At 63.6% G+C, this 23,269-nt stretch carries 20 protein-coding genes; 10 read left to right on the forward strand and 10 right to left on the reverse strand.

Annotated features, from left to right (window positions below; all coding sequences use genetic code 11):
* Positions 1-19: 19 nt before the first annotated feature.
* The 4 genes from NKJ67_RS09505 to NKJ67_RS09520 form a co-directional block, all read right to left on the reverse strand.
* On the reverse strand, positions 20-1,912 hold the full coding sequence (locus tag NKJ67_RS09505; RefSeq protein ID WP_352581181.1) for an ABC transporter ATP-binding protein: 1,893 nt from the start codon (positions 1,910-1,912) through the stop codon (positions 20-22).
* Entirely contained in the window at positions 1,912-3,774 is a 1,863-nt protein-coding gene (locus tag NKJ67_RS09510) for an ABC transporter ATP-binding protein (RefSeq protein WP_352581182.1), read from the reverse strand. The genes NKJ67_RS09505 and NKJ67_RS09510 overlap by 1 nt, the downstream gene beginning before the upstream one ends.
* Positions 3,775-4,165: 391 nt before the next feature.
* Positions 4,166-4,588, reverse strand: coding sequence for a cupin domain-containing protein (locus tag NKJ67_RS09515; protein WP_127270176.1), 423 nt, complete (start codon positions 4,586-4,588; stop codon positions 4,166-4,168).
* Between the two features lie 256 nt (positions 4,589-4,844).
* Positions 4,845-6,653 (reverse strand): dipeptide ABC transporter ATP-binding protein, encoded by a 1,809-nt coding sequence (locus NKJ67_RS09520; protein ID WP_352581183.1) that lies wholly within the window; start codon positions 6,651-6,653, stop codon positions 4,845-4,847.
* Between the two features lie 190 nt (positions 6,654-6,843).
* Between NKJ67_RS09520 and NKJ67_RS09525 the strand changes: the two genes are divergently transcribed.
* The 7 genes from NKJ67_RS09525 to NKJ67_RS09555 all read left to right on the forward strand — a co-directional run bounded on the left by NKJ67_RS09525 (position 6,844) and on the right by NKJ67_RS09555 (position 14,304).
* Positions 6,844-8,202, forward strand: coding sequence for an LLM class flavin-dependent oxidoreductase (locus NKJ67_RS09525; protein ID WP_352581184.1), 1,359 nt, complete (start codon positions 6,844-6,846; stop codon positions 8,200-8,202).
* A 21-nt stretch (positions 8,203-8,223) separates the two neighbouring features.
* On the forward strand, positions 8,224-9,000 hold the full coding sequence (locus tag NKJ67_RS09530) for a DUF427 domain-containing protein (RefSeq protein WP_127320795.1): 777 nt from the start codon (positions 8,224-8,226) through the stop codon (positions 8,998-9,000).
* Positions 9,001-9,032: 32 nt separating this feature from the next.
* Positions 9,033-10,670, forward strand: coding sequence for an ABC transporter substrate-binding protein (locus NKJ67_RS09535; RefSeq protein WP_352581185.1), 1,638 nt, complete (start codon positions 9,033-9,035; stop codon positions 10,668-10,670).
* Between the two features lie 7 nt (positions 10,671-10,677).
* Positions 10,678-11,637, forward strand: coding sequence for an ABC transporter permease (locus tag NKJ67_RS09540; RefSeq protein ID WP_127269148.1), 960 nt, complete (start codon positions 10,678-10,680; stop codon positions 11,635-11,637).
* Positions 11,634-12,521, forward strand: coding sequence for an ABC transporter permease (locus NKJ67_RS09545; RefSeq protein WP_127269149.1), 888 nt, complete (start codon positions 11,634-11,636; stop codon positions 12,519-12,521). Before NKJ67_RS09540 ends, NKJ67_RS09545 begins: the two co-directional genes overlap by 4 nt.
* A gap of 70 nt (positions 12,522-12,591) precedes the next feature.
* Positions 12,592-13,614, forward strand: a complete 1,023-nt coding sequence (locus NKJ67_RS09550; RefSeq protein WP_189367394.1) for an LLM class flavin-dependent oxidoreductase — start codon at positions 12,592-12,594, stop codon at positions 13,612-13,614.
* 42 nt (positions 13,615-13,656) lie between these two features.
* Positions 13,657-14,304: a ThuA domain-containing protein gene (locus NKJ67_RS09555; RefSeq protein WP_352581187.1), complete on the forward strand. Its 648-nt coding sequence runs from the start codon at positions 13,657-13,659 to the stop codon at positions 14,302-14,304.
* A gap of 548 nt (positions 14,305-14,852) precedes the next feature.
* Here NKJ67_RS09555 and NKJ67_RS09560 read toward each other — a convergent pair.
* Complete coding sequence (locus tag NKJ67_RS09560; RefSeq protein WP_352581189.1) at positions 14,853-16,874, reverse strand: amidase; 2,022 nt, start codon at positions 16,872-16,874, stop codon at positions 14,853-14,855.
* Positions 16,875-17,018: 144 nt separating this feature from the next.
* Here NKJ67_RS09560 and NKJ67_RS09565 point away from each other — a divergent pair, with 144 nt between their 5' ends.
* On the forward strand, positions 17,019-17,294 hold the full coding sequence (locus NKJ67_RS09565; RefSeq protein ID WP_127269574.1) for a hypothetical protein: 276 nt from the start codon (positions 17,019-17,021) through the stop codon (positions 17,292-17,294).
* A 15-nt stretch (positions 17,295-17,309) separates the two neighbouring features.
* Here the strand turns inward: NKJ67_RS09565 and NKJ67_RS09570 are convergent, their stop codons facing one another.
* Genes NKJ67_RS09570 through NKJ67_RS09585 form a run of 4 tightly spaced genes read right to left on the reverse strand, consistent with a single transcriptional unit; the run spans position 17,310 to position 21,198 of the window.
* Complete coding sequence (locus NKJ67_RS09570; RefSeq protein WP_352581190.1) at positions 17,310-18,395, reverse strand: Gfo/Idh/MocA family protein; 1,086 nt, start codon at positions 18,393-18,395, stop codon at positions 17,310-17,312.
* A 39-nt stretch (positions 18,396-18,434) separates the two neighbouring features.
* On the reverse strand, positions 18,435-19,199 hold the full coding sequence (locus NKJ67_RS09575; RefSeq protein ID WP_127396575.1) for an ATP-binding cassette domain-containing protein: 765 nt from the start codon (positions 19,197-19,199) through the stop codon (positions 18,435-18,437).
* Positions 19,196-20,197 (reverse strand): ABC transporter permease, encoded by a 1,002-nt coding sequence (locus tag NKJ67_RS09580; protein ID WP_127319368.1) that lies wholly within the window; start codon positions 20,195-20,197, stop codon positions 19,196-19,198. The genes NKJ67_RS09575 and NKJ67_RS09580 overlap by 4 nt, the downstream gene beginning before the upstream one ends.
* Positions 20,194-21,198, reverse strand: coding sequence for a sugar ABC transporter substrate-binding protein (locus NKJ67_RS09585; protein ID WP_127271023.1), 1,005 nt, complete (start codon positions 21,196-21,198; stop codon positions 20,194-20,196). The genes NKJ67_RS09580 and NKJ67_RS09585 overlap by 4 nt, the downstream gene beginning before the upstream one ends.
* 411 nt (positions 21,199-21,609) lie before the next feature.
* Here NKJ67_RS09585 and NKJ67_RS09590 point away from each other — a divergent pair, with 411 nt between their 5' ends.
* Both NKJ67_RS09590 and NKJ67_RS09595 read left to right on the forward strand, forming a co-directional pair.
* Positions 21,610-21,843, forward strand: a complete 234-nt coding sequence (locus NKJ67_RS09590; RefSeq protein ID WP_352581191.1) for a hypothetical protein — start codon at positions 21,610-21,612, stop codon at positions 21,841-21,843.
* Between the two features lie 118 nt (positions 21,844-21,961).
* Complete coding sequence (locus tag NKJ67_RS09595) at positions 21,962-22,159, forward strand: hypothetical protein (protein ID WP_127270219.1); 198 nt, start codon at positions 21,962-21,964, stop codon at positions 22,157-22,159.
* 108 nt (positions 22,160-22,267) lie between these two features.
* Here NKJ67_RS09595 and NKJ67_RS09600 read toward each other — a convergent pair whose 3' ends face one another.
* Entirely contained in the window at positions 22,268-23,224 is a 957-nt protein-coding gene (locus NKJ67_RS09600; RefSeq protein WP_352581193.1) for an FAD-binding oxidoreductase, read from the reverse strand.
* Positions 23,225-23,269: the final 45 nt, after the last annotated feature.

Genomic DNA, 23,269 nt, shown 5'->3' on the forward strand with positions numbered 1-23,269 from the left:
GCGCCTGTGGTAGGCCCAATCACGTCGCCTTGGCGACCGCCGCATCCAACTCCAGCTCGCCTTCGGAAATGTCGTCGAACGAGGCGTAATTCATGTTGTAGAGGCGGGCGTAGAGGCCTTTTCGGCCCATCAATTGGTCGTGGTTGCCGCTTTCGACGATCTCGCCGTTCTGCAGCACGATGATGCGGTCGGCGCCGCGGATGGTGGCAAGACGGTGGGCGATGACCAGCCCGGTGCGGCCTTCCAGCAGGGTGATCAGCGCCTTCTGGATCAGCATCTCGGTGTAGGAATCAATGCTGGCCGTGGCTTCGTCGAGCACCAGGATCTTGGCGTCGGCCACCAGTGCACGCGCAAAGCTGATCAGCTGGCGCTGGCCGAGCGAGAGATTGCCGCCGCGCTGCTCGAGTTCGGTATCGTAGCCATCGGGCAGGTTCTCGATGAAATCGTGCGCGCCGACGGCTTGTGCGGCGCGCACCACCTCCTCGCGGCTGGCTGATGTCTTGTGGTAGCGGATGTTTCCCAGCACCGAGCCGGAGAACAGGAACGGCTCCTGCAGCACCATCGCCACCTGATCGCCGAGCGAATCCTGGGTTAGGTCACGCACATCATGGCCGCCGACCAGAACCTCGCCCGACCAGACATCATAGAAGCGGTGCACCAGCGCCATAGAGCTGGACTTGCCCGATCCGGTAGGGCCGACAAGGGCTACGGTCTCGCCCGGGTTGACGCGGAAGGAGATGTTCTTCAGCACCGGCTGGTTGCGCCTATAGCCGAAGGTGACGTTCCTGAACTCGACCGAGCCGTCCATGTCGCTCGACAGCGCGATAGCACCGTCCTTGTCGCTGACGTCGACCGGCACGTCGAGCACTTCGGAGATGCGCTGGCCCGAAGCCATGGCGCGCTGCATGACGCTGTATTGCATGGTCAGCGAGCGGATCGGGTCGAAGAAGCGCTGGATGTAGAACAGGAACGCCACCATGACGCCGATGTCGAGGCTGTGCGACAGCACCATCGAACCGCCGACGACGATGACGGTCGCCATGGCGATGCCGGTCAGCGTGTCGACGATCGGCACCATCACCTGCGCGTATTTCGCCGAGGTCAGATGGGCATTGAGATTGGCCAGCACCTTCTCGTCGTAGAGGTCGAAATTGACGTGCTGGCGCTCCAGGCTCTGCACCGTGCGCACGCCGTGGATGCCTTCGGCCAGCGCGCCATTGGCGATCGAGTTGGTTTCGTGCGCGGCCATGAAGGCGACCTTGGCGCGCGGCAGCCAGAACAGGCGCACGATGAACAGCACCGGCATGGTCGACAGCGTCAGCAGCCCGAGCCGGAAATCCAGCCACAAAAGCACGCTGACGATGCCGAACAACAGCACGATGTCGCCGACCGACATGACGGATGTTTCGAGGAATTCCTGCATCGAATTGACGTCGCCCTGCAGGCGCGACATCAGACGGCCGACCTCGGTCTTGTCCATGAAGCTCAACGAGACCCGTTGCAGATGGCTGAACATGGCGCGGCGCAGGTCGGAGAGCACGTTCTCGGCCACTTTGCCGACGACGCTTTCCTGCACATAAGAGGCGGCATAGTTGATGAGGATGATCGCCGAGAAAGCGCCGATCGCGGCGATCATCACCGACTGGTCGAGCTTGCCGGCCGTCATGCCGTGGTCGATGGCGTAGCGGATGACCAGCGGGATCGCCAATTGGGTCAGCGTGAACACCAGTACGGCGGCGACCGAGATGAAGATCCGGCTCTGATACGGCTGCACGAAGCTCCAGATACGCCTGACGATGCGCGGGTCGTAGGCCTTGCCGAAGACCTCTTCCTCGTCGCGATGCGAGCCCACGACGGCCCTTGTCGGCCGGCGGCTGGTATCTTCCTTGTCGTCGTCGGCCTGTGTCGACATCATGCGGCTCCCGCCACGACAGGCCGCTCATCGTCCGGCCGCAGCTGCAAATCGTAGAGCGCGCGATAGCGGCCACCGAGCGCCAGCAGTTCCTCGTGCGTGCCGCGCTCGACGATCCGGCCGCCCTCGACGAACAGGATCTGGTCGGCATGCATCAGCGAGCTCAGCCGGTGCGAGATGATGAGCGTGACGCGGTCCCTGGCGAAGCGCTTCATCGCCGCCCGGATGCGCTGTTCGGTGCCGGCGTCTATGGCCGCGGTCGAATCGTCGAAGACCAGCACCGATGGCCGCAGCATCAGGCTGCGCGCAATGGTCAGGCGCTGCCGCTGGCCGCCGGAAAGCGATGCGCCGCGTTCGCCGACGACCGTGGTGTAACCGGCTGGGAGGCCCATGATGTAATTGTGCAGCTGGGCGTACTCGGCTGCCTGCCCGATGCGGGTCTCGCGCGCCCAGGGATTGCCATAGGCGATGTTGTTCTCGATCGAGGTGGTGAACAGGAACGCATCCTGCTGCACGACGCCGGCGGCCTTGCGCAGCGATTTCAGCGTCACCTCACGAATGTCCTGGCCGTCGATGGTGATCGAACCCGAAGTGACGTCGTAGAAACGCGGGATCAGATGCGCGATGGTCGACTTGCCGCTGCCCGGTGGGCCGACAATGCCGATGGTCTCGCCGGACCGGGCCTCGAAGGAGATGCCGGACAGTGTCGACCGGCCGCCCGCGCCCTCATAGCGAAAGCCGACATTGTCGAAGCGCAGCACGCCGTCGCTGACGACGAGATCCCTGGCGCCGGGCGCGTCCTCGATGTCGAGCTCGGCGTCGAGCAGTTCGAACAGCCGGGTGCCGCAGGTCGAGGCGCGCGCGAAGGAGTTGACCATCAGCCCGAGCTGGCGCACCGGCATCTGCAGGATGGTCATGAAGGTGAGGAACTGCGCCAGCGTGCCGACGCTGATCTGGCCTGCGATCACCTTCTGGCCGCCGAACCACAGGACCAGCCCCATGGCGGCCAGGAACGAGAAATTCATGGCGCTGGTGTTGGCGACGCGGATGTCGACGCGCTGATTGGCGAGGTCCAGTGCATCGCGCTTGGCGCGATCGAATTTTTCCAGCTCATGCCGCTGCGCTGCGAAAGCGCGCACGACACGGATACCGCCGAGGTTCTCATCCATCACCCGGCTCAGCACCGAGAGGCGCTCCTGCAACGTCAGCCAGGTGCTGCGCAGTTTGAGCTGGGTGACCGAGGACCGCCAGGGGACGAAGGGCACGAAGCTCAGACTGAGCAACCCGAGCACGGGATCGGTGCTGACCAGGAGATAGGCGCCGACGCCGAGCAGCACGCCGAGCAGCACCACGCGCAAAATGCCGGTGGAAAAGAACATGCGCACGCCGTCGAGATCGAGCAGGCCGAGCGTGATGAGATCGCCGGTGTGGACCCTGTCGTGGTAGGCGAAGCTCAGGCGCTGGATCTTCTCGTAGAAAGCCAGGCGCAGTTCATAGCCGGTGCGGTGGCCGACGGCCTCGCCATAGTAGTTCTGCGCCATTGTGAAGAGGCCGCGCAGGATCGAGACGACGAGCAGCGTCAGCGCCGTATTCCACAGCGCCTGTTCCGCGGCAGCGCCGGCACCCGCGGCCATCACACCTTGCGCCTGGTCGATGGCGCGGCCCAGCAGGCGGGGAATGAAAAGCTGCAAGGTCGCGGCAATAAAGGTCGAGACGATGGTGATGGCGACCTGCCAGGGATGGCGCAGCGTCATGCGCACGATGCGGAGCAAGGTGCTGAGGCCCTTGCCCCAGGAGGCTTCCGCCACATGGGCAAACGATTTGCCGCGCTCCGGCGCGCCGCCGATTGCTTGCGTGTTCAAGGGAAATATCCAAACCAATCCGGAGGTTAGTCCGGACTAATAAAGCAGACTCAATTCAGATGGCGCGATGTTACGCGTGTCCGACTTGGCCGTTCAAGAGCCAATTCCGGTATCGCACTGTGCCTGAACGGAAAGCGAGCATGCGACTGCGATCCGGCTGGCACCAGCGACGGAATCTTCTTGCTGAAGGGCGTTGGCCGGACGAGGCCAGCATCCGGCTGTACGCAAGCGACGGCCGGACGGCGTGCGATCTTCCATCCGGCCGGAATCCGGTCTGCTAGAGCCGGATGATTTCAGGTCGAATCGAGCTGAAATCTGAATCCGTCTCTAAATCAAAGAGATAGAGTATGATGTCGTCCGAAAACCGCTTCACACTTTTCGGCATCATGCTCTAGGCAGGTATCAGGACGGCGATACGATGCACGCCGACCTCCTTGCTTGTATTCGTCGCCTCGTCGGTCTTGCCCTTGGCGCAGGTGTACATGTCGCCTTCCTTGAGCTTGAATTCCTTGTCGGCTTTCTTGATCGTGAATGCGCCTGAAGTAATGGTGCAGACCATGTCATTGTCCATCACCATCTGAGGCGCGTGTGCGCCGGGCTGGAACACCACGTCGACGACTGCGATGCTCTTGTAGGCGGGAATGTCGGAGTCGCCGGTGCTGACCTCAACCACCCTGACACCGGGCGCAATCTCCTTGCCTTCCTTCGGGCCGTATTTCTTGACCTTCGCGGACGCCGCCAGGGTGAACAGAGGCGTTATCGCGGCAGCCGTCACACCGAGAGCAATTGCAGACCTGCGATTTATGGTTTTCATTGCATCCTCCCACATGTTCGTCACGAACGAATGTGCATGACCACAATATATTAGCATGAACGAATATATTTGTATGCGAGGAAACACCCAGGCCCAGCGCGGGCACCAGGAACTCCGGGCTTCCAGTGTCGGCAAATCAGCACGCCATGACAATGTTGCACCGCCTCGCCAGCCGTCGGAGAGGTTCCATGCATCGGACGACCTGCCTGCTGCTGAAACCGAGTTGCTGCGGACCTTCGGACTGCTGTTGAGCCGCTCAAAAACCCTGGCCGTGCCGCCAGCAGGCGATCCGGTGGCCAGCCGCAACCTCTATGGCTGATGGTTCTGCCTTTCTGCAGTCGGGCAGGACCAGGGGGCAGCGATCGGCGAAGGCGCATCCGGTGTTCGGGACACCGGTGGCCTCGATCTCGGCTGGAGCGGATAGTTTCGGCTCGGCCTCATCGGAAGATGCCGCCAGAAGTAGTGCCGTATAGGGGTGGTTGGGGCCGCGAAAGATCTGGTCGGATGTGCCGGTTTCGACCAGGCGTCCGCGATAGAGCACGCCGATCCTGTCGGCCATATAGCGCACCACCCTGAGGTCGTGGCTGATGAACAGATAGGTCGTGTCCTTGTCGTGCTGCAGGTCGTTGAGCAGGTTGAGAACGGTCGCCTGGACGGAGACGTCGAGCGCGGAGGTCGGTTCATCGAGCACGACGACCTTCGGCACGCCGGCGAAGGCGCGCGCGATCGCCGCCCGTTGCCGCTGGCCGCCGGACAGCGAGCGCGACTTCTGCTCGGCCGTGGCGCCGGCGAGGCGAACCGAGGCCAGCAGGTCGCCGACGCGGGCTCTCACCTCGCTGCGGCGCAGGCCGGCGAGCCGCCGCAGCGGACGGCCGAGGATGCGGCCTATCCGCTGGCGCGGGTTGAGCGTGCGATCCGGCGACTGGAAGACCATCTGCACGTCGCGGCGTTCGGCAAGGTTTCTCTTCTCGACGCGCGGCGCGACCGTCCTGCCGAACAGCTCGACCGATCCGGCGCTGGGCGTCTGCAGGCCGGTGACGATGCGTGCCAGGGTCGACTTGCCCGAACCGGACTCGCCTATCAGCCCGAAGGTTTCGCCCTGGCCGATGTCGAGATCGATGCCGTGCAGCACTGGCTGGCTGCCGAAGACATGGCTGATGCCTTTGCAGGCGATCGCGATCCGGCGTTCTTTTGGCAAGCCGGCGTCTTCGCCTTGGGCTGTGGGGTGCGCTGGCATGCCGTCCGTCTCCGCCAGTCTTCCGTCCCGCTTGGTGTAGTTGAGCGCCGGGATCGAGGCGATGAGCGCTTTGGTGTAGGCGTGAGTGGGGTTGTCGAAGACATCGCCCGCAACGCCGCTTTCGACCACGGTTCCCGCCTGCATCACCGCCACCCGGTCGCAGGAGCGGCGGATCATGTTGATATCGTGACTGATCAGCAGGATGCTGGTTTTGTGATCCTTGCGCAGGTCGGAGAGGATGGCGATGATCTCGGACTGGACGCTGGCGTCGAGCGCCGTCGTCGGCTCATCCAGCACCAGCAGCGACGGGTCGAGCGCAATCGCAATGGCGATGTTGGCGCGCTGCTGCATGCCGCCGGAGAGTTCGTGCGGATAGAGATCCAGCACACGCTCCGGATGGCTGACCCGGACCCGACCCAGCAGTTCGGCGGCACGCTCGCGCGCCTCGTCGAGGCGCACCGGGCGGTGCCGCATGATCGTCTCGGTGATCTGGCGGCCGATCGTCATGCTTGGATTGAGGGCCGCGCCCGGATGCTGGTAGACGGCCGCGATTTGATTTCCCCTGAGCCGGCGCAGCTGTTCGGTGGAAAGGTCGCGGATTTCGCGGCCCTGGAATTCAAGCGCTGAGGCCGCGATACGGGCGTTCTTCGGGAGATAACGCAGGATGGCGAGCGCCACAGAGCTTTTGCCCGATCCTGACTCGCCGACCAGGCCGAGCGCCTCGCCTTGGCCTATGTGCAGCGACACGCCGCTGACGGCGGGATGCGATCCCTTGCGCCCGTCATAGGCGACGGACAACTGGTCTACGTTCAGAACCGAGGAGGACATGGGGACTTGAAACCACTTTCTTCGAGCGCCGCCATCGAGGGCAATCGCTTCCGCTTTCGGAGTGCATTATCTCTATAAAATTACTCGGATTAAGCCGAAGCGCAATCTACCTTTCATGCCTCAGGAGAGATTGTCGCGGCTTAGGCAAGCAGCGCGACGGTCTCCGGAGCAGATCTGGAAGGAGGCCGTCATGGCTAGAGACCACATGATCCTCAGCGCATTTTTCTTCAACCCGCAGGGCGATCATCGGATGTCGTGGCGCCATCCCAGGGCACCGGGCCGGGAGGTGCTGGATTTCGAATTCTACCGCGATCTCGTGCAGGCGGCCGAGCGCGCCAGGATCGACACCATCTTCGTCGCCGACCACGTTTCGATTTGGGATTCGGTCAAGAGCGGCGTCGCCCACTACGCCAATGCGCGCCTCGAACCGCTGACGCTGCTCTCGGCGCTGGCGGGCGTGACCAAGCATATCGGCCTGATCACCACGGCATCGAGCTCCTACAGCGAGCCCTACAATGTGGCGCGCATGTTCGCCTCGCTCGACCACATCAGCAAGGGCAGGGCGTCGTGGAACGTCGTCACCTCGGCGATGGACGAGGAGGCGCGCAATTTCGGCCGCGACGGCAATATCGAACATGCGTTCCGCTACGAGCGTGCGACCGAATTCCTCGATATCGTCAAAGCGCTGTGGGACAGCTGGGAAGACGAGGCGCTGCTGATCGACAAGGCGTCGGGCTATTTCGCCGACCCCGACAAGGTCCATCCCATCGATCACAAGGGCAAGCACTTCAAGGTCCGCGGCCCGCTCAACGTCTCGCGGCCACCGCAAGGCCATCCGCTGATCGTCCAGGCGGGCTCCTCGGAGGACGGCAAGAACTTCGCCACCGCCCAGGCCGATGCGCACTTCGCCATCTACAGCACCAAGGAAGATGGCATCAAATACCGTCAGGATATCAACGAGCGGCTGGCCCGCCACGGCAGGCGGCCGGAGAGCTTCAAGATCCTGCCCGGCATCCTGCCTGTTGTCGCCGCCTCCGAAGCAGAAGGCCGGGAAAAGCAGGAATACCTGCAGACCTTGCTGCCGGATCAGGTCGGCATCGACCTTCTGTCCAGCTGGAGCGGGTTGGACCTGTCGCTGTTCCCGCCGGACGGGCCATTGCCGCCGCTGCCGGACGAGAGCACGTTCAACGGCGGACGCACGTCGCTCAACCGGGTCAGGCAATGGGCGAAGCAGAATCTCAGCCTGCGCGAGATCGCCCGCAAACTCGCCAACAGCGGTTCGGTGCCGACCGTCGCCGGCACGCCGGTACAGATCGCCGACCAGTTGCAGGACTGGTTCGTTTCCGGTGCCGCCGACGGCTTCAACTTGATGTTCCCGCTGCTGCCCGAGGACTGGGTGAATTTCGCCGAACAGGTGGTTCCGGAGCTGCAGCGGCGCGGCGTGTTCCCGACCGAATACGCGCCGGGAACGCTGCGCGACCGCTTCGGCCTGGCGCGGCCAGCCAATCGCTTCGCCGAACAACGCGACAATGCGCGCGCGGTGTCCTGACGTCAGGCCGGGAGAACGATCATGACCGTTGCACCAAGATTGCAGCCGCGCGAAGCCACCGCGCCGCAGCTCGTCAATGTCCTGCACAGCCCCAAGCGCGTGCGCGTCAAGTTCGGCGGCCGCACCATCGCCGACAGCCGCAACGTGCTCGTGCTGCGCTCCAACCATTTCCTGCCGATCTATTTCTTCCCGCCGTCAGCGGTCGACCCGTCGGTGCTGAGACCCTCACTGCATCGCGAACCGCACCCGGTCGGTGGCGAAACCGCCTATTGGGATATCGACAGCGGTGACAGGCGCAGCGCCAACGCGGCCTGGGCGTTCGTGTCGCCACCGGATGAAAACCTGGCGCCTCTGGCCGGCCGCATCGCCTTCACCTGGAAAGCCGTCGACCAATGGTTCGAGGAGGAAGAGGAAGTCTTCGTCCACGCCCGCGATCCCTACGCACGCATCGATGTGCTGCAGAGCTCCAGCCATGTGCAGGTCTGGTTCGACGGCGAGCCGATCGCCGACAGCCACCGCCCGGTTCTGCTGTTCGAGACGCATCTGCCAACGCGTTTCTATCTGCCGGCGGAAGACATCCGGCTGGAGCGGCTGACGGCGTCCGTCACAACGACGCGATGTCCTTACAAGGGCATCGCCTCCTATTGGTCCGGCCTGCTGAGCGACGGCTCGGTGCGCCCTGACATCGCCTGGAGCTACCGGGATCCCATAGAGGAAATGCCCAAGATCAAGGGCCTCATCGCGTTCTATCCGCAGGCCGTCGACCGCATCCATCTCGACGGCGAACCCGTCGCATAGCTTTCAATCTTCATTTCAAGGCAGGGTTTAACATGACCAAACTCAGAGATATCGACGCAGTTCGCAATCTGTCGGGGGACATCTGGAATGTCGCCGTCGACGAATATCAGGGCGGCTTTCTCAAGCGCCGCGATCTCCTGAAATACGCCGCACTGCTCGGCCTGACCGGCTTTGCCGCTTCCCAAGGGCTTGGAGGCGCGCGCGCCGCGACTGCTGCCGGCGGCACGGTTCGCGTCGGGCTCGGCCAGCCGACCAAGGCGATCGATCCGGTTTCGGTCACCGATCCGGCCAGCATCGGGGTGATCAGCCAGGTCGGCGAGTATCTGATCCTCGACGATCCGAAGGATGGTCTGCAGCCGAAGCTGGCTCTGTCCTGGGAAGCAAACGAGACGGCCAGTCGTTGGACCTTCAAATTGCGGCCAGGGGTGAAATTCCACGATGGCCGCGCGGTCACCGCTAGGGATATTGTGGCGAGCTTCGAGCGGCTGGTCGATCCGGCCAGCGGCTCGTCGGCGCTGTCCGCCTACAAGGGCATCCTGTCCAAGGGCGGCGCCAAGCTGGTCGACGACGAAACCGTCGCCTTCGATCTCGACGGCCCAAACAGCAACTTCCCCTTCTATGTCTCCTCAGACGTCTACAATGCCGTCATCCTGCCGGCCGACTATGCCGGCGATTTCGAGAAGAGTTTCAACGGCACCGGTCCGTTCAAGCTCGAATCCTTCCGTCCCAAGCAAGGCGCCAGCTTCGTTCGCAATGAAGACTACTGGGGCGACAAGGCGCTGCCCGACCGGGTCGAGATCAAGTTTTTCGACGACGAGCAGGCGCAGGTGCTGGCGCTGCAGGCCGGCCAGCTCGACGTCATCCCGAGCACGACGCGCCTGGAGCTGGCGATCGAGGGCAATCCCAATTTCAAGCTGCTGAGCGTGCAGGCAAGCTCGCATGACCAGGTGCATCTCAGAACCGACCAGGCGCCGTTCACCGACAAGCGCATCCGCCGCGCGCTGGCGCTCACCATCGACCGCGAGGCGGTGGTCAAGGGCCTGCTCAAGGGCCGCGCCATCGTCGGCAACGACACCCCGTTCGCGCCGATCTTCCCTTCCGCCGATCCGTCGGTGCCACAGCGCAAGCAGGACATTGCGGAAGCCAAGCGCCTGCTTGGTGAGGCGGGCGTGCCGAACGGCTTCGAGGTGACGCTGACCACCGAACGCGCCTATGACATTCCCGACTATGCGGTGATCATCCAGAACTTCGCCAGGAAGGCCGGCATCGACGTCAAGCTCAACGTCCTGCCGCAGGACGCCTATTACGGCTCGGCGACCTTCGGTAGCTCGCCCTGGCTGGATTCGGTGCTCGGCATCACCGACTACGGCCATCGCGGCACGCCCGACATCTTCCTCAACGCCACGCTGAAGAGTTCGGGAGCCTGGAACGCGGCGCATTTCAACAACCCGGCCTATGATGCGCTGCTGCTCGACTACTCGAAGGCGCGTGATCTGCAGGCACAGCGCCTCGTTGCCGGCAAGATCCAGACCTTGCTGCTCGACGAGACGCCGGCGATCATCAGCTACTTCTCGCAATACAGCCGGATCGTCAGCTCGAAGGTCGAGGGCGTCCGCTTCACCGCGATCTCGCATCTGCTGCTCGATCGCGTTTCCTTCGTCCAGGCATGATCGCGACATGCTGACCGGTCGCATTCTGTCAGCGCGTCTGGGCACACTTGTCCTCACGCTGTGGCTGGTCAGCATCCTGGTGTTCTTCGCCGGGCAGGTCCTGCCCGGCGATGTCGGCCGTGTGATGCTCGGGCCTTTTGCCGATGCGCAGGCGGTGGCGGAACTGAACAAGCGGCTGGGCGCCGATCAGCCGGTTCTCGTCCAGTACTGGCTCTGGTTCAGCAAGGCCGTCACCGGTGACTTCGGCACCTCGCTGTCGATGCGCGGGCCGGTGGCGCCCTTCGTGCTGGAAAGCCTCAAGCGCTCCGCCGCCCTTGCCGGCATTATTCTGATTTTTCTCATTCCGCTGGGCGTTGGTGCCGGCGTCGTTGCCGGTCTCAATGCGGGCCGCTTGATCGACCGGCTGATCGTGATGGCAGGCGTCTCCTTCGGCATTGTGCCTGATTTCGTTTCTGGCCTGATGCTGCTCATCGTTTTCGGCCTGTGGCTGAACTGGTTCCCGATCTCCGGTGTTGCGCCCGATGGCGCGGGCTTCTGGACGCATGGCTATTATCTGATCCTGCCGGCGCTGCCGCTGGTGCTGAACCTTGCCGGCTACATCGCCCGGATGACGCGGGCAGGGGTGATCGAGGCAATGGCCGCCGATTATACGCGCACCGCCGTCCTGAAAGGGCTCGAGCGGCGCGAGATCATCTTTCGGCACGTGCTGCGCAACGCGCTGACGCCGACCATCGCGGTGCTGGCGACGCAGACCGGCTACATGCTTGGCGGGCTGGTGGTGATCGAGGCGCTGTTCGGCATCCAGGGGCTTGGCAATCTGGTTCTGAATGCGGCCAAGGCACGCGATTTCCCGATGCTCGAGGCCGGCGTGCTGGTGATGGCGGCAATCTTCGTGCTGTCGGCGGCGGCCGGCGACCTCGTACTGGCGCTGCTCGATCCGCGGCAACGCCGCCGGACCTCGCCATGACAGATCTGGCGGAGTTTCCCGCACCACCGCGCTCCGTGGCCGGCTTTCCGGCAGTGCGCCGGATCCGCAGTGCTTTCGCCGGATTGCCGCCGTCGGTCGTGGTCGGATCGCTGCTGCTTCTGTTCTGGGTCGTGTGCGCCATAGCAGGCAACCTCTTCGTTCCCTACGATCCCTATGCCGAGGATTTCCTGGCGATGCTGACGCCGCCCGACGCGCTGCACTGGTTCGGGACCGATCAGCTCGGCCGCGACGTGCTGTCCCGCATAGTCGTCGGATCGCGCGACATCCTGCTGGTTGCGCCGCTGGCGACGCTGGCCGGTGTCGCCGCCGGCAGCATCATCGGGTTGGTGCTCGGCTATTTCGACGGCCTGGTCGATGCCATCGGCGCGCGGCTGCTCGATACGCTGATGGCGTTTCCGTTCATCGTTCTCGTCACCATGACGCTGGTGGCCATCGGCCCGTCCAATGTAACGGTCATCCTGGTGATCGGCATCGCCTACGCGCCGCTGGTGGCGCGCACCGTCCGCGCCGCCGTGCGCGAGCAGAAGGAGCGCGACTATGTCAGCGCTGCGCGGCTTGGCGGCGAGGGCCCGCTCGCCATCATGTTTCTGGAGATACTGCCCAACATCAGGGAAACGATCTTGATCGAGCTGGTCACAAGGCTGGGCTACGCGTTCTTTTCGATCGCGACGCTGAGCTTTCTCGGCCTCGGCATCCAGCCGCCATCGGCCGACTGGGGACTGGCTGTCGCCGACGGCTATGGCTTCCTGACCGGCGGCAAATGGTGGGTCGTCGTCTTCAATTCCGCGGCAATCGTCTCACTGGTCATGGCGACCAACCTGATCGCGCAAGGCATCGGCGCGTTTGAAAATAGCGATGCATGAGCCTGGATTGGGCGCGTCGAAAAATCTCTTTTGCATTGAAGCCTGACGCGCATCCTTATATCGCATGGCTATGAAGAAAATCGGTTTCCTGTCGTTCGGGCACTGGACGCCCTCGTCGCAATCGCAAGTGCGCTCGGCATCGGACGCGCTTTTGCAATCCATCGAGCTGGCGATCGCCGCCGAGCAACTGGGGGCGGATGGGGCCTATTTCCGCGTGCATCATTTCGCCCGCCAGCTCGCTTCGCCGTTCCCGCTGCTGGCAGCCGTCGGAGCCAAGACCAGCCGCATCGAGATCGGCACCGCCGTCATCGACATGCGCTACGAGAACCCGCTCTACATGGCCGAGGACGCCGGTGCTGCCGACATCATCGCCGGCGGCCGCCTGCAGCTCGGCATCAGCCGCGGCTCGCCCGAGCAGGTGATCGATGGCTGGCGCCATTTCGGCTATGCGCCGCCGGAAGGCCAGAGCGACGCCGACATGGCGCGGCATCATGCCGAGGTCTTCCTCGAGACGCTGCGGGGCGAGGGGTTCGCCCAGCCCAATCCACGTCCAATGTTCCCCAACCCGCCCGGCCTCTTGCGCCTCGAGCCGCATTCGGAGGGTTTACGCGAGCGGATCTGGTGGGGTGCTGCCACCAACGCCACGTCGGAATGGGCGGCCAAGCTCGGCATGAACCTGCAGAGCTCGACGCTCAAATTCGACGAGAGCGGCAAGCCGTTCCACATCCAGCAGGCCGAGCAGATCCGCATCTACCGCGAAGCCTGGAAAGCGGCCGGTCACAGTCGCGAGCCGCGCGTCTCGGTCAGCCGCAGCATCTTCGCGCTGGTCGACGATCGCGACCGTGCCTATTTCGGCCGCGGCAATGAGGGCCGCGACCAGATCGGCTTCATCGAGGAGAACACCAAGGCGATCTTCGGGCGCAGCTATGCGGCCGAGCCGGATGTGCTGATCAAGGAATTGGCGCAGGACGAGGCAATCGCCGAGGCCGACACGCTGCTGCTCACCGTTCCGAACCAGCTCGGCGTCGACTACAATGCGCATGTCATCGAGGCGATCCTGACCCATGTCGCGCCGGCGCTGGGCTGGCGCTGACGCCAGATAGATCGAAGCGGAGTGCTCCAAGGGAGGGACACCATGCCAAAGAAGGCCTTGATCGCTTGGGGCGGCTGGGAGGGCCATACGCCGGAGCAGAGCGCGAAGATCGTTCGCACCTTGCTTGAGCGAAACGGCTTCGACGTCACGCTGGGTGAGGGCACGGCGATGTTCGCCGATCCGGAGCTTGCTTCCTTCGATCTCATCGTGCCTGTCATCACCATGTCAAAGATCGAAAAGGCCGAGTTGCAGAACCTGACGCTTGCCGTTCGCGGGGGAAGCGGGCTCGGCGGTTTCCACGGCAGTATGGGCGACAGTTCTCGCAACGAGCCCGACTATCAGTTCATGACCGGCGGCCAATGGGTGGCGCATCCCGGCAACATCATCGACTATACTGTCGCGATCACCCGGCCGGACGATCCGATCACAAAAGGCATCAGCGATTTCGCCTACCGGTCGGAGCAATATTACATGCATGTCGACCCAAGCAATGAGGTGCTGGCGACCACCACCTTCACCGACGCGCATTTTCCGGGGATAGGCGGCGTCGTCATGCCGGTCGTCTGGAAACGGCGCTATGGGGCGGGGAAGGTTTTCTACAGTTCCCTTGGTCACACTGCGGATGAGTTCGCGGTGCCGGAAATGGCGCTGATGGTGGAGCGGGGTTTGCTTTGGGCGGCGCGGGGGTAGCCTCTGTCAGTCACCAATTGCGAAAGGCGAGCGGCGAACCGCGGAGGCAGCGAGGTCTGAATTCCTGCAATGGCTAGAAAGTCGGCCGCTGTCGAACTACCATCCGGTGAACAGCAAAGGGGGGTGGAATGGATCATCAGCGGACAGTATTCTTGGTCGGAGGGGGCACGGGCGGAGACGAGGAAGCCGTGTTTACGCTGCATGTAGAGGGCGCCGTCTGCAGCCTGACATGCGGCTACCGGGACAAGGTGATCAGGGCCGAAGAGGAAGATTTTTTCGAAGCTCTGTTCCAGATCCGTCAGGGGCTCGAAGCCGATGGTTTGCTGCCCTTCTGCTACGGGGCGAGTGCCAATGTTTATCCCGAAAATACCGTGATGGAGAAGAGTCGCGGATTGATGGCCTGCAAGGTGACGATGGGGCGATTTCCCCAAGAGACGGATCTGGTCGACATATTTGACGATGGCGTCGACGTGGTTCCGGTTTCGTCCACATTCAGCAGGAATTTTGGGAAGAATGGCTGGCCTCTCTGCCCTCCTAGTGCCCAGCACTCATTTTATCCCGCCGGTGACCGCAAAGGCGCCAGCGGTGCGCCCATCCTCCAGCCGCACCACCGCCGTCACGATCGAACCGTAGGAGCCACGCCAGACGCTGTGGAAGCGCTGATGCTCGGCGGCCGGAATGAGGGCATGCCCGCTGAGGCGCGCACCGCTTCGCTGCAGCACGACGACCTCTCCGTTGACATGCACCTGGATGTTGGCCGTTTCGGCGGCCTCGCCGGGCAGTTCGAGCGTGATGACGATCTCGTCCTGGTCGCCGGAAGGCCGCGTCTCGGCGGCAAGCGTGATCGCGAACGCTGGCACCTTGCTGTCGCCGGCTCGGGCAGGACGGCCTGAAAACACATCGTCGTCAAGTTCCGGCGTGCGCGGCGGGCGGGTGCGGCGCTGCGTGGAGCGTTCGAAGTCGCCGGCCATGCGCAGCAGTCTCTCATCATCATAGGCCTTGCCGGCGAAAGTCAGGCCGACCGGCATGCCGATATCGGCCATGGTTCCCATCGGCACGGTGACGGTGGGGATGCCGAAATGGCGCCAGACCAGATTGCCGTTGGCGACCCAGGTGCCATTGCGCCAGGCAAGGGCGGCGGACGCCTCGTCGATGTCTGCATCGGCCGGTCCGACATCGGCGGCGGCGGGCAGAACCACGGCGTCGATGCCTTGCGCGTCCAGCCAGTCCTCGAAATCGATCCGCCTTGTCGCTTCGAGGCCCTTCAGGCCATCTTCAATCGTCGGGATTTCCATGACGGGCGTGACGCCGGACCGCGCCCGCTCGACATATTCCCTCAGGTCGAAGCCGCCTTCATATCGGTCGGGCAGCGTGCCCGGCGGCTGCGGGAAGATCTTTGGGCCGTCGACCGAGATGAGATCGGGCAAAGCCGGGTCGGCATTGGCGCGCAAAAAGTCGTCCCAGCCCCAGATGCAGAGATCCCAGAGTTCGCGCTCGGCGAACTCTTGGGGCATCAGCCCGCGCTCGACCATGGTGCGCGTGCCGGGGCGGTCGCGCTCATAGTTGGAAACGACGGGAAAATCGACCTCGACCACCTCGGCGCCAAGCCGCGTGAGATCGGCCGCGGCCCGCTCCCACAGGGCAAGCACCGAGGCGCGGGTTTCGATCGGCGCATCGGCCTCGCTGTCGCGGCCGATATACATTCTGGGCACGCCCAGGCGCTTGCCTTTCAACGATCCCGCCAGTGCGAGATCGGTATAGCGGGGCGGCCGCATATCGGAGCTTTTCGGCAGCTTGACCCAGGGCTGCGCGCGCCAGAAATCGCCTCGCGTCTCGGGATCGTCGGCGACGATGATGTCAAGCAATTCGAGCATGTCGGGCATTGTCCGCGCGTGCGGCACCACGACATCCATGGTCGGCACCAGGGGCCAGTTGCCGCGTACCGAAATGACGCCGCGCGACGGGGTGTAGGCGACCAGCGCATTGTTGGTGGCCGGCGCGCGGCCGGACGACCAGGTTTCTTCGCCAAGCCCGAAGGCGCAGAAGCTGGCCGCCGTCGCCGTGCCGGAGCCATTGGACGAGCCCGACGCGAAGGCGGCGGTCAGATAGTCGCCATTGTAGGGGCTCTCGGCGCGACCGTAGACGCCGCGCTGCATGCCGCCATTGGCCATTGGCGGCATGTTGGTCAGCCCGATCAGCACGGCGCCGCCGGCGCGCAGCCGGGCGATGGTGAAGGCGTCCTCATTGGCGATGAGATGCTCGAAGGCGGGCGAACCGGCGGCCACTGTCAGGCCTGACACCTTGTAGCTGTCCTTGGCGGTGTAGGGGATGCCGTCGAGCGGTCCGAGCACGGCGCCGTTGCGGCGGCGCCGGTCGGAGGCTGCCGCCTCCTCGAACATATCAGGATTGAGCACTGGGACGGCATTGAGGCTGATGCCGTGGCGGTCGAAATGCCCGATGCGCCTGAGATAAGCCCCGACCAGTTCGACGCTGGTGACGGTGCCGTCATCGAGCGCGCGGCGCAGTTGGTCGATTGTCGCTTCGACGAGATGAAGGCTGGCATCGGTCATCACAGGTTCCACATTTCCACGCACCATGGATGAGCGAGGCAGCTGGCTTCGGCAAGAGCCTATCGCGGTCTTCTCCGGAACTTTTGTCCGGCTGGCGGTTTTGGATGTATGGTGTGATTCCGGAATGGCCAGGAGGGTATTGGCATGACCACCAAATGCGTTGCGATCCTAGCTCTCGCTGTCGCCATGGGCTCAAGCGCTTGCGCCCCGGCTTTCGCTGGCGACCGGCACCACGACCGTCGGGTCCAATCCGAACGCTACGTTCCCGCCGAAGGCGATCTCATCGACATCCTGTTCGGCGGCCCGCGCTACTACGATCAGCAGTTGGTGACGACGGCCGCCGGCGCGTGCTCCTATCATCGCGTCGGACCCGACGCGAATGCGGTGAACAAGATCAACGACCATCACTGTGGGAAGTAGGCGGCAGGCGGCGCCTCAGCGCCCGCCACTTTCTTTCATCCGCTCGATGATCTCGGCCATCAGCGCGAGGTCGCGGCGTGAATCGGCGAGGTCGGTCAGAGGCTTTGTGCCTTCGGTGATGTGGCGGTGGAAAATTTCCAGTTCATTCGAGAAGGCGTCGCCATAGAGCGGGCCGAAGGTCTTCGTCACCGGGCCGAGCGGGCCGGCATCGGTGACCTCCAGCCGCGTCGGCAGGCTTCGGATGTAGGGCGTGTCGTAGAGAATGCGCACACGCCTGGTGTTCGAGCGCACCTCGATCATGGCGTCGAACAGGCCGAGATCGTCGACCACCGCGTCGTAGAGACAAGCGAAATGGCCGTAGTCGAAGGTGACTGATGTGTTGGCGCCGCCATTGGTGCGGTGCGCGGCCAGCACGCGCGCCGGCTCGCCGATCAGCCCGCGCATCGCCGAAATGTGGTGCGAGGAAAGCGCCGTCAGCCCGCGATAGGCGCGCACCAGGTCGGCCGGCGCATCGGCGCCGACGACTTCGCGGATCAGTGCGTCGCGTTCGCTTGCGCCACGCGCCAGCAGGGTAGGGTCTATATCGTTGGGATAGAGGACGTTCTGGCTCTTCTTGAGAAAGTGCCGGCCTTCCGAGATCATGTCGAAGATTCGGACATGGGTGATGTCGGCGTATGCCGGCAGTTCGTCCCTGGCCGCCAGATAGGCCGGCGCGTAGCGGCGCATATAGCCGACGAACAGGGTCTTGTCGTAGCCCGGCATCAGCGCCAGCAGATCGTCGATTTCGCGCACCGTCAGGCAGGCGGGCTTTTCCAGCAGGATATGTTTGTTGGCAGCAATCGCCGCCCGCACGAAGCGGCTGTGGGTGTCGTCGGACGACAGCACGAACACCGCGTCGATGTCGGGCGAACTAATCAGCGCCTCGGCCGTGTCGAAGGCCTTTGCCGTCGTAAATTCAGAGGTGACGAGTGACACCAGGCTGGGCGACACGTCGTACACGCCCGCGATCACCCAGCGGTCGCGCTGATCGCCCAGCACAGGCAGATGGATCGACTGCGCGACCTCTCCAAGACCTATCAGTCCGACACGAATTGGTGCCACAGGCGAACTCCCTTTGATTTCAAGTCTGATGCTGCAGGACTATGCCGCGCCGGTTACCAGCGCGACGAGCTCGTTTCCGGACGTTTCGGAAGCGCGCACGGTCGCCGCCATCTTTCCCGCCCGCATCACCCAGATCTGGTCGGACAGGCGGCGGACCTGATCGAAATTGTGGCTGACCAGGATGACTGAGACCGACTGCTCGCGCAGACGCCGGATCAGAGCCTCGACATTGGCGGTCTCCTGCACGCCGAGTGCTGCCGTCGGTTCGTCCATCACCACCAGCTTGGCGCCGGAGCCGACAGCGCGGCAGATCGAGATCGCCTGCCGCTGGCCGCCCGACAAGCGCCGCACACGCTGGTTGATCGACGGCACGTTGATCGACAGCCGCGACAGCATGGAACGGGCCTCGCGCTTCATCGCCTTGCGATCGAGGAAAGCGAACGGCCCGATGCGGCGCACGATCTCGCGGTTGAGGAACAGGTTCTGCGCGACCGTCAATTCGTCGATCAGCGCCAGGTTCTGGTGCACGGTCTCGATGCCGGCCTTGCGTGCCTCGTCGGGGTTGGCGAAGGGCCGCGCCCGTCCGTCGAAGAACAAATTGCCGGTGTCCGGCTGATGCACGCCGACCAGGCTGCGGATCAGCGTCGACTTGCCGGCGCCATTGTCGCCGATGACGGCGGTGACCTCGCCGCGACGGGCCTGGAAGGCGACGTCGGTGAAGGCGCGGATGCCGCCGAAATGCTTGCTCAGCCCTTCGCAGGCGATAATCGCCTCAGCGGCGGGGATGTGATGGGGCGCGCTCATTTCTGATACCGCATGATCAGGGCCGCCAGCACCACGATGGCGCCCACGGCAAGCGGTTGGTAGAAAGCCGAGACGTTGAGCAAGGTCAGGCCGTTGACGAGTGCGGTGAGCATCAGCGCGCCGATCGCCGGTCCCAGAATGCTGGCGCGGCCGCCGAACAGGCTGACGCCGCCCAGCACCACCGCCGCCACCGAGTTCAAGAGCAGGCTGGTGTTGATCTGCGGTTCGGCCGAGCCGATGCGGGCGACCAGAAGAATGGCCGCGATGCCGGCGCAGAAGCCCGAGATTGTATAGGCGGCGATCTTGACCCGGTTGGTGCGGATGCCCAGCGCGCCGGCACTTTCGGTCTGGCCGCCGGTCGCCAGCAGATGCACGCCGAAGCGTGTGTGGTAGAGTGCGATATGCGCGACGATGACGGCTGCGATTGCTACCCAGACCGGATAACCGAACGGTCCGAGCGAGCCGGAAGCGAGCCTGAGCAGGAAGGTCGAGCCGACCATGGTCGGCTCGCCGCCCGACAGGATGAGGCCAAGGCCGGTGATGCCTGACAGCGTGCCGAGCGTCACCACGAAGTCGGGGATCTTGCCTGCGGTGATGATCAGCCCGTTGAGGAAGCCCACCGCGCTGGTGGCGAGAACCGCGAGCACGCAGGCGACGAAGATGCCGTAGCCGGCGGCGTTGACGAGGCCGAGGATGATGGCGCCGAGCATGACGGCTGCCGCTAGCGACAGGTCGATGCCCGAGGTGGCGATGACGAAGGTCTGGCCGATCGACAGCACGACCAGGATCGCAGCCGCCAGCAGCAGCGCCTGCAGATTGGCGACGCTGAGAAAGACCGGCTGGGCGATGCCGAAGACGATGACGAGGCCGACCAGGCCGACGACGGATGCCCAGTCGGCCCAGAAGGACGGATCGAGGAGGAGAGCCGCCAGGGAGGGGCGGCTCTCCTCCGCACCCGCCGAATGGGCGGCGGGTGCGTTGTCTGCAGGTGTGCTCACTTCAGCATCTCGCGGAAGGGATCGGGATAGTCGCCGCCGGGACGCGGGAAGTTCTTCAGCGAGGCTTCGGCATTGTCCTTGTTGATCAACAGCACCGGCGCCGGCACGTTGGCCGGCAGTTCCTTGCCCTTGGCCGCCACTGCACAGGCCTCGAGGCCCATGGCGCCGACGACATAGGGATATTGGGCGACGGTGGCGGTGAGTTCGCCTGCCGCAATCGACTTGAGCGCGTCGACGATGCCGTCGAGGCCGATCACCTTGACGTCCTTGCCCGAGGTTCGCACGGCGCGCTCGACGCCGAGCGCCATGATGTCGTTGGCGGCGAAGAAGCCGGCGAGGTCCGGATGGGCAGCGAGAATATCGGTGGCGGCGGTCAGCGCCTTTTCGCGATCCCAGTCGGCGCTGACCATCACCACGATGTCGAGTTTACCTTCCACCGCCTGCTTGAAGCCCTTGATGCGGGCGTTGGAGCCGACATCGCCGACTATGCCGGCGACCAGCGCGACCTTGGAGCCCTTCGGCACCAGCTTCAGCATCTCTTCGCCGGCCAGCGCGCCGGCGGCGACATTGTCGGTGCCGATATAGGTCGAGACGGCGAAGCCGGCGGCCTTGGCCTGTTCCGGGTCTATGGTCGAGTCGATGTTGACGATCGGCTTCTTCTTCTGGGCGACCGGCACCAGCGCCTGGACGAGATTGGAGACGCTGATCGGGTTGACCAGGTAGCAATCGAAATCCTGCATGGCCATGGCGGTCAGGCGGTCGGCCTGGCCGGTGGCGTCACCCATATTGGCGGCGGCCTGGACGCTGACATTCACGCCGTTTGCCTTGGCCTGTTCCTCGATGCCCTTCTGCATGGTCTGGAAGAACGGATTGTCGAGGCCTTTGACGATGGCCGCGACTTTCGCCGTATCCTCGGCATGGGCGGGCGCTGCGACGATGGCTGCAAGCATGCCTGCGCCAAGCAGGTTCGTGCCAAGCTTCAGGCAATTGAACATACGCATGGTTTTTCCTCCTCCTGATTGTTTTATGGGCTGCATCAATGTCGCTGTCCGGTGACTGCAATGTTAGACGGCGCGCAAGCGACCCCGGCGCCTGGCGCGATGGTTCGCCAACAGATTGCTGCCCGCTTTGGAATGTGCGGACTGCAGCCCAGGTCGGGCACTTTTCGATGTCAGGCATTGCTCCTCCCAGAGCGCCGGCCGATGCCAATCCGGCATTTGCGCATGTTTTATAAAAAATTGACACGCGTCAAGATTTAAAAGTGGTGCGTAGCGATTTTGGCTATGCACCCTGGGGCATGACTGCCCTGCCGGCATGCGCTACAACCAAGGCGCGAAAAAATGTGCCGGCCTGGGGAACCACTTGGGGATAGCGGCGTTAGTCGCTACTTTTGCGCAAGAGGGAGGTTTCGGGTGAGGCGTTTCGAGATCCTGGAAGAACCAACGGGTACATTTCCGATTTTCGACGCGATAACGGAATTGCTGGCAATGGTTGAAGGGGGCGTATGCACCCAGCTTTATCGGCACGAAGTGCCGCAGGAACTGCTTGCAGCGGTTGAAACGGTCCAACCCGCCCATTTTTCGCCGCTGCCTTCATTGGCGGCTTTGAACGACTGGCAGGTCGATAAAGACGATCTGCTGGCGTGAGCAAAGCCGCCGGGATCGCATCAAAAAACATACCGTATGGGAAATCACACCCTGTTGTCGAAAGCGGTGGTGAGGCATGGAAAGCAAGGGGAGGTTGCAGTGCGTCGGGAGGTGAAGCATGTCTGATCAGGACGAGCTGATCCGGGCTGCCATCGGACGGCTGCTCGCCGAGAAGACAGGCGCCGCCGTCATATCGATGAGAGAGAGCATCACCGAGCTTCTGGCGCTGACCGGTGCCGCGCTGGACGACAGACTGCAGGACCTGCTGCTGGAAATGGCCGAAGTCCGTGGCATGATGGTTGCTCTCGACTTCTGAGCAATATCGGCTGAGGTCGATGCGCATCAGTCCGCTACGCCCGCAACGCCTTCACCGGCAGTTCAACACTTACTGCGCCGGCTTCAATGCTGAACCAAGCACCCGGGGTTAAAGATCGAGCGAAACCGCGCCCTGAGGGTGGCTGCAGCATGCCAGGACATAGCCGGCCGACTTCTCTTCAGGGGCCAGCCCGCCGAGATCCTCCATGGCGACTTCGCCGGACAGCTTGGCGATGCGGCATGTGCCGCAAACTCCCTGCTGGCAGGCGGTTGGGACGTAGACGCCACATTGGCGCGCCGCCTCCAGCAGCGTCTCTCCGGGCAAGCAGTTATGCACGATCCCGGAGCGGACGAAACGGACCGAAGATGGTATTGTCGGGGCCGGTTCCAACTGGGGGCTGCTGCCGCCGCCGAAGCTCTCCTGGTGGTACCGTGACGGAGCCACGCCAATCGCATCCAGGCAGGCACGTGCGGCTTTCATGTACGCTTCAGGGCCACAGGCAAAGATAGTGCGGTTGTGGAGATCGGGAACGAGGGTCAGCAGCATCTGACTGTCTATTCTGCCAGTCGGCCCACTCCAGGTGGGATCTTCCTGGCTACAAACGCACGTTACTTTTACGTTGGGAAAGCGAGAGGCAAGTGCGTCCAATTCCCGTCGAAAGACTATATCACCAGGCGTTCTGGCACTATGAACGAATGAGATATCCTGGTCGGCCGCGCGGTCGGTAAGCGCACGCAGCATGGACATCACCGGCGTTATCCCGCTGCCGCCCGAAAGGAAGAGCGGCTTTTCATAGGGTAGGTCATCGAGATTGAATGAGCCGAGCGGCCCTTCGATCTCGATCTCGTCGCCCGCCCCCAAATTGTCGTGGAGCCAATTCGAAACCAGGCCGCCCGGTGTTCGCTTCACCGTGATCTGCAGGTCGAGCGGTCGCGTCGGTGGTGACGAAACAGAGTAGGAGCGCGTCACCGCGGCACCCTCGATCTTGAGGTGCACGAGTACATACTGGCCCGCGCTGAAGCAGAACATCCGATCCGTCGGGGATGTGAAAACGAAAGTTTTCACATCGGGCGTTTCCTCGATTACACGACGGCAGAGTACAAGCTGCGA

Origin of the sequence: Mesorhizobium sp. M0088, from assembly GCF_040322895.1 — a bacterium.
GTDB lineage: Bacteria > Pseudomonadota > Alphaproteobacteria > Rhizobiales > Rhizobiaceae > Mesorhizobium.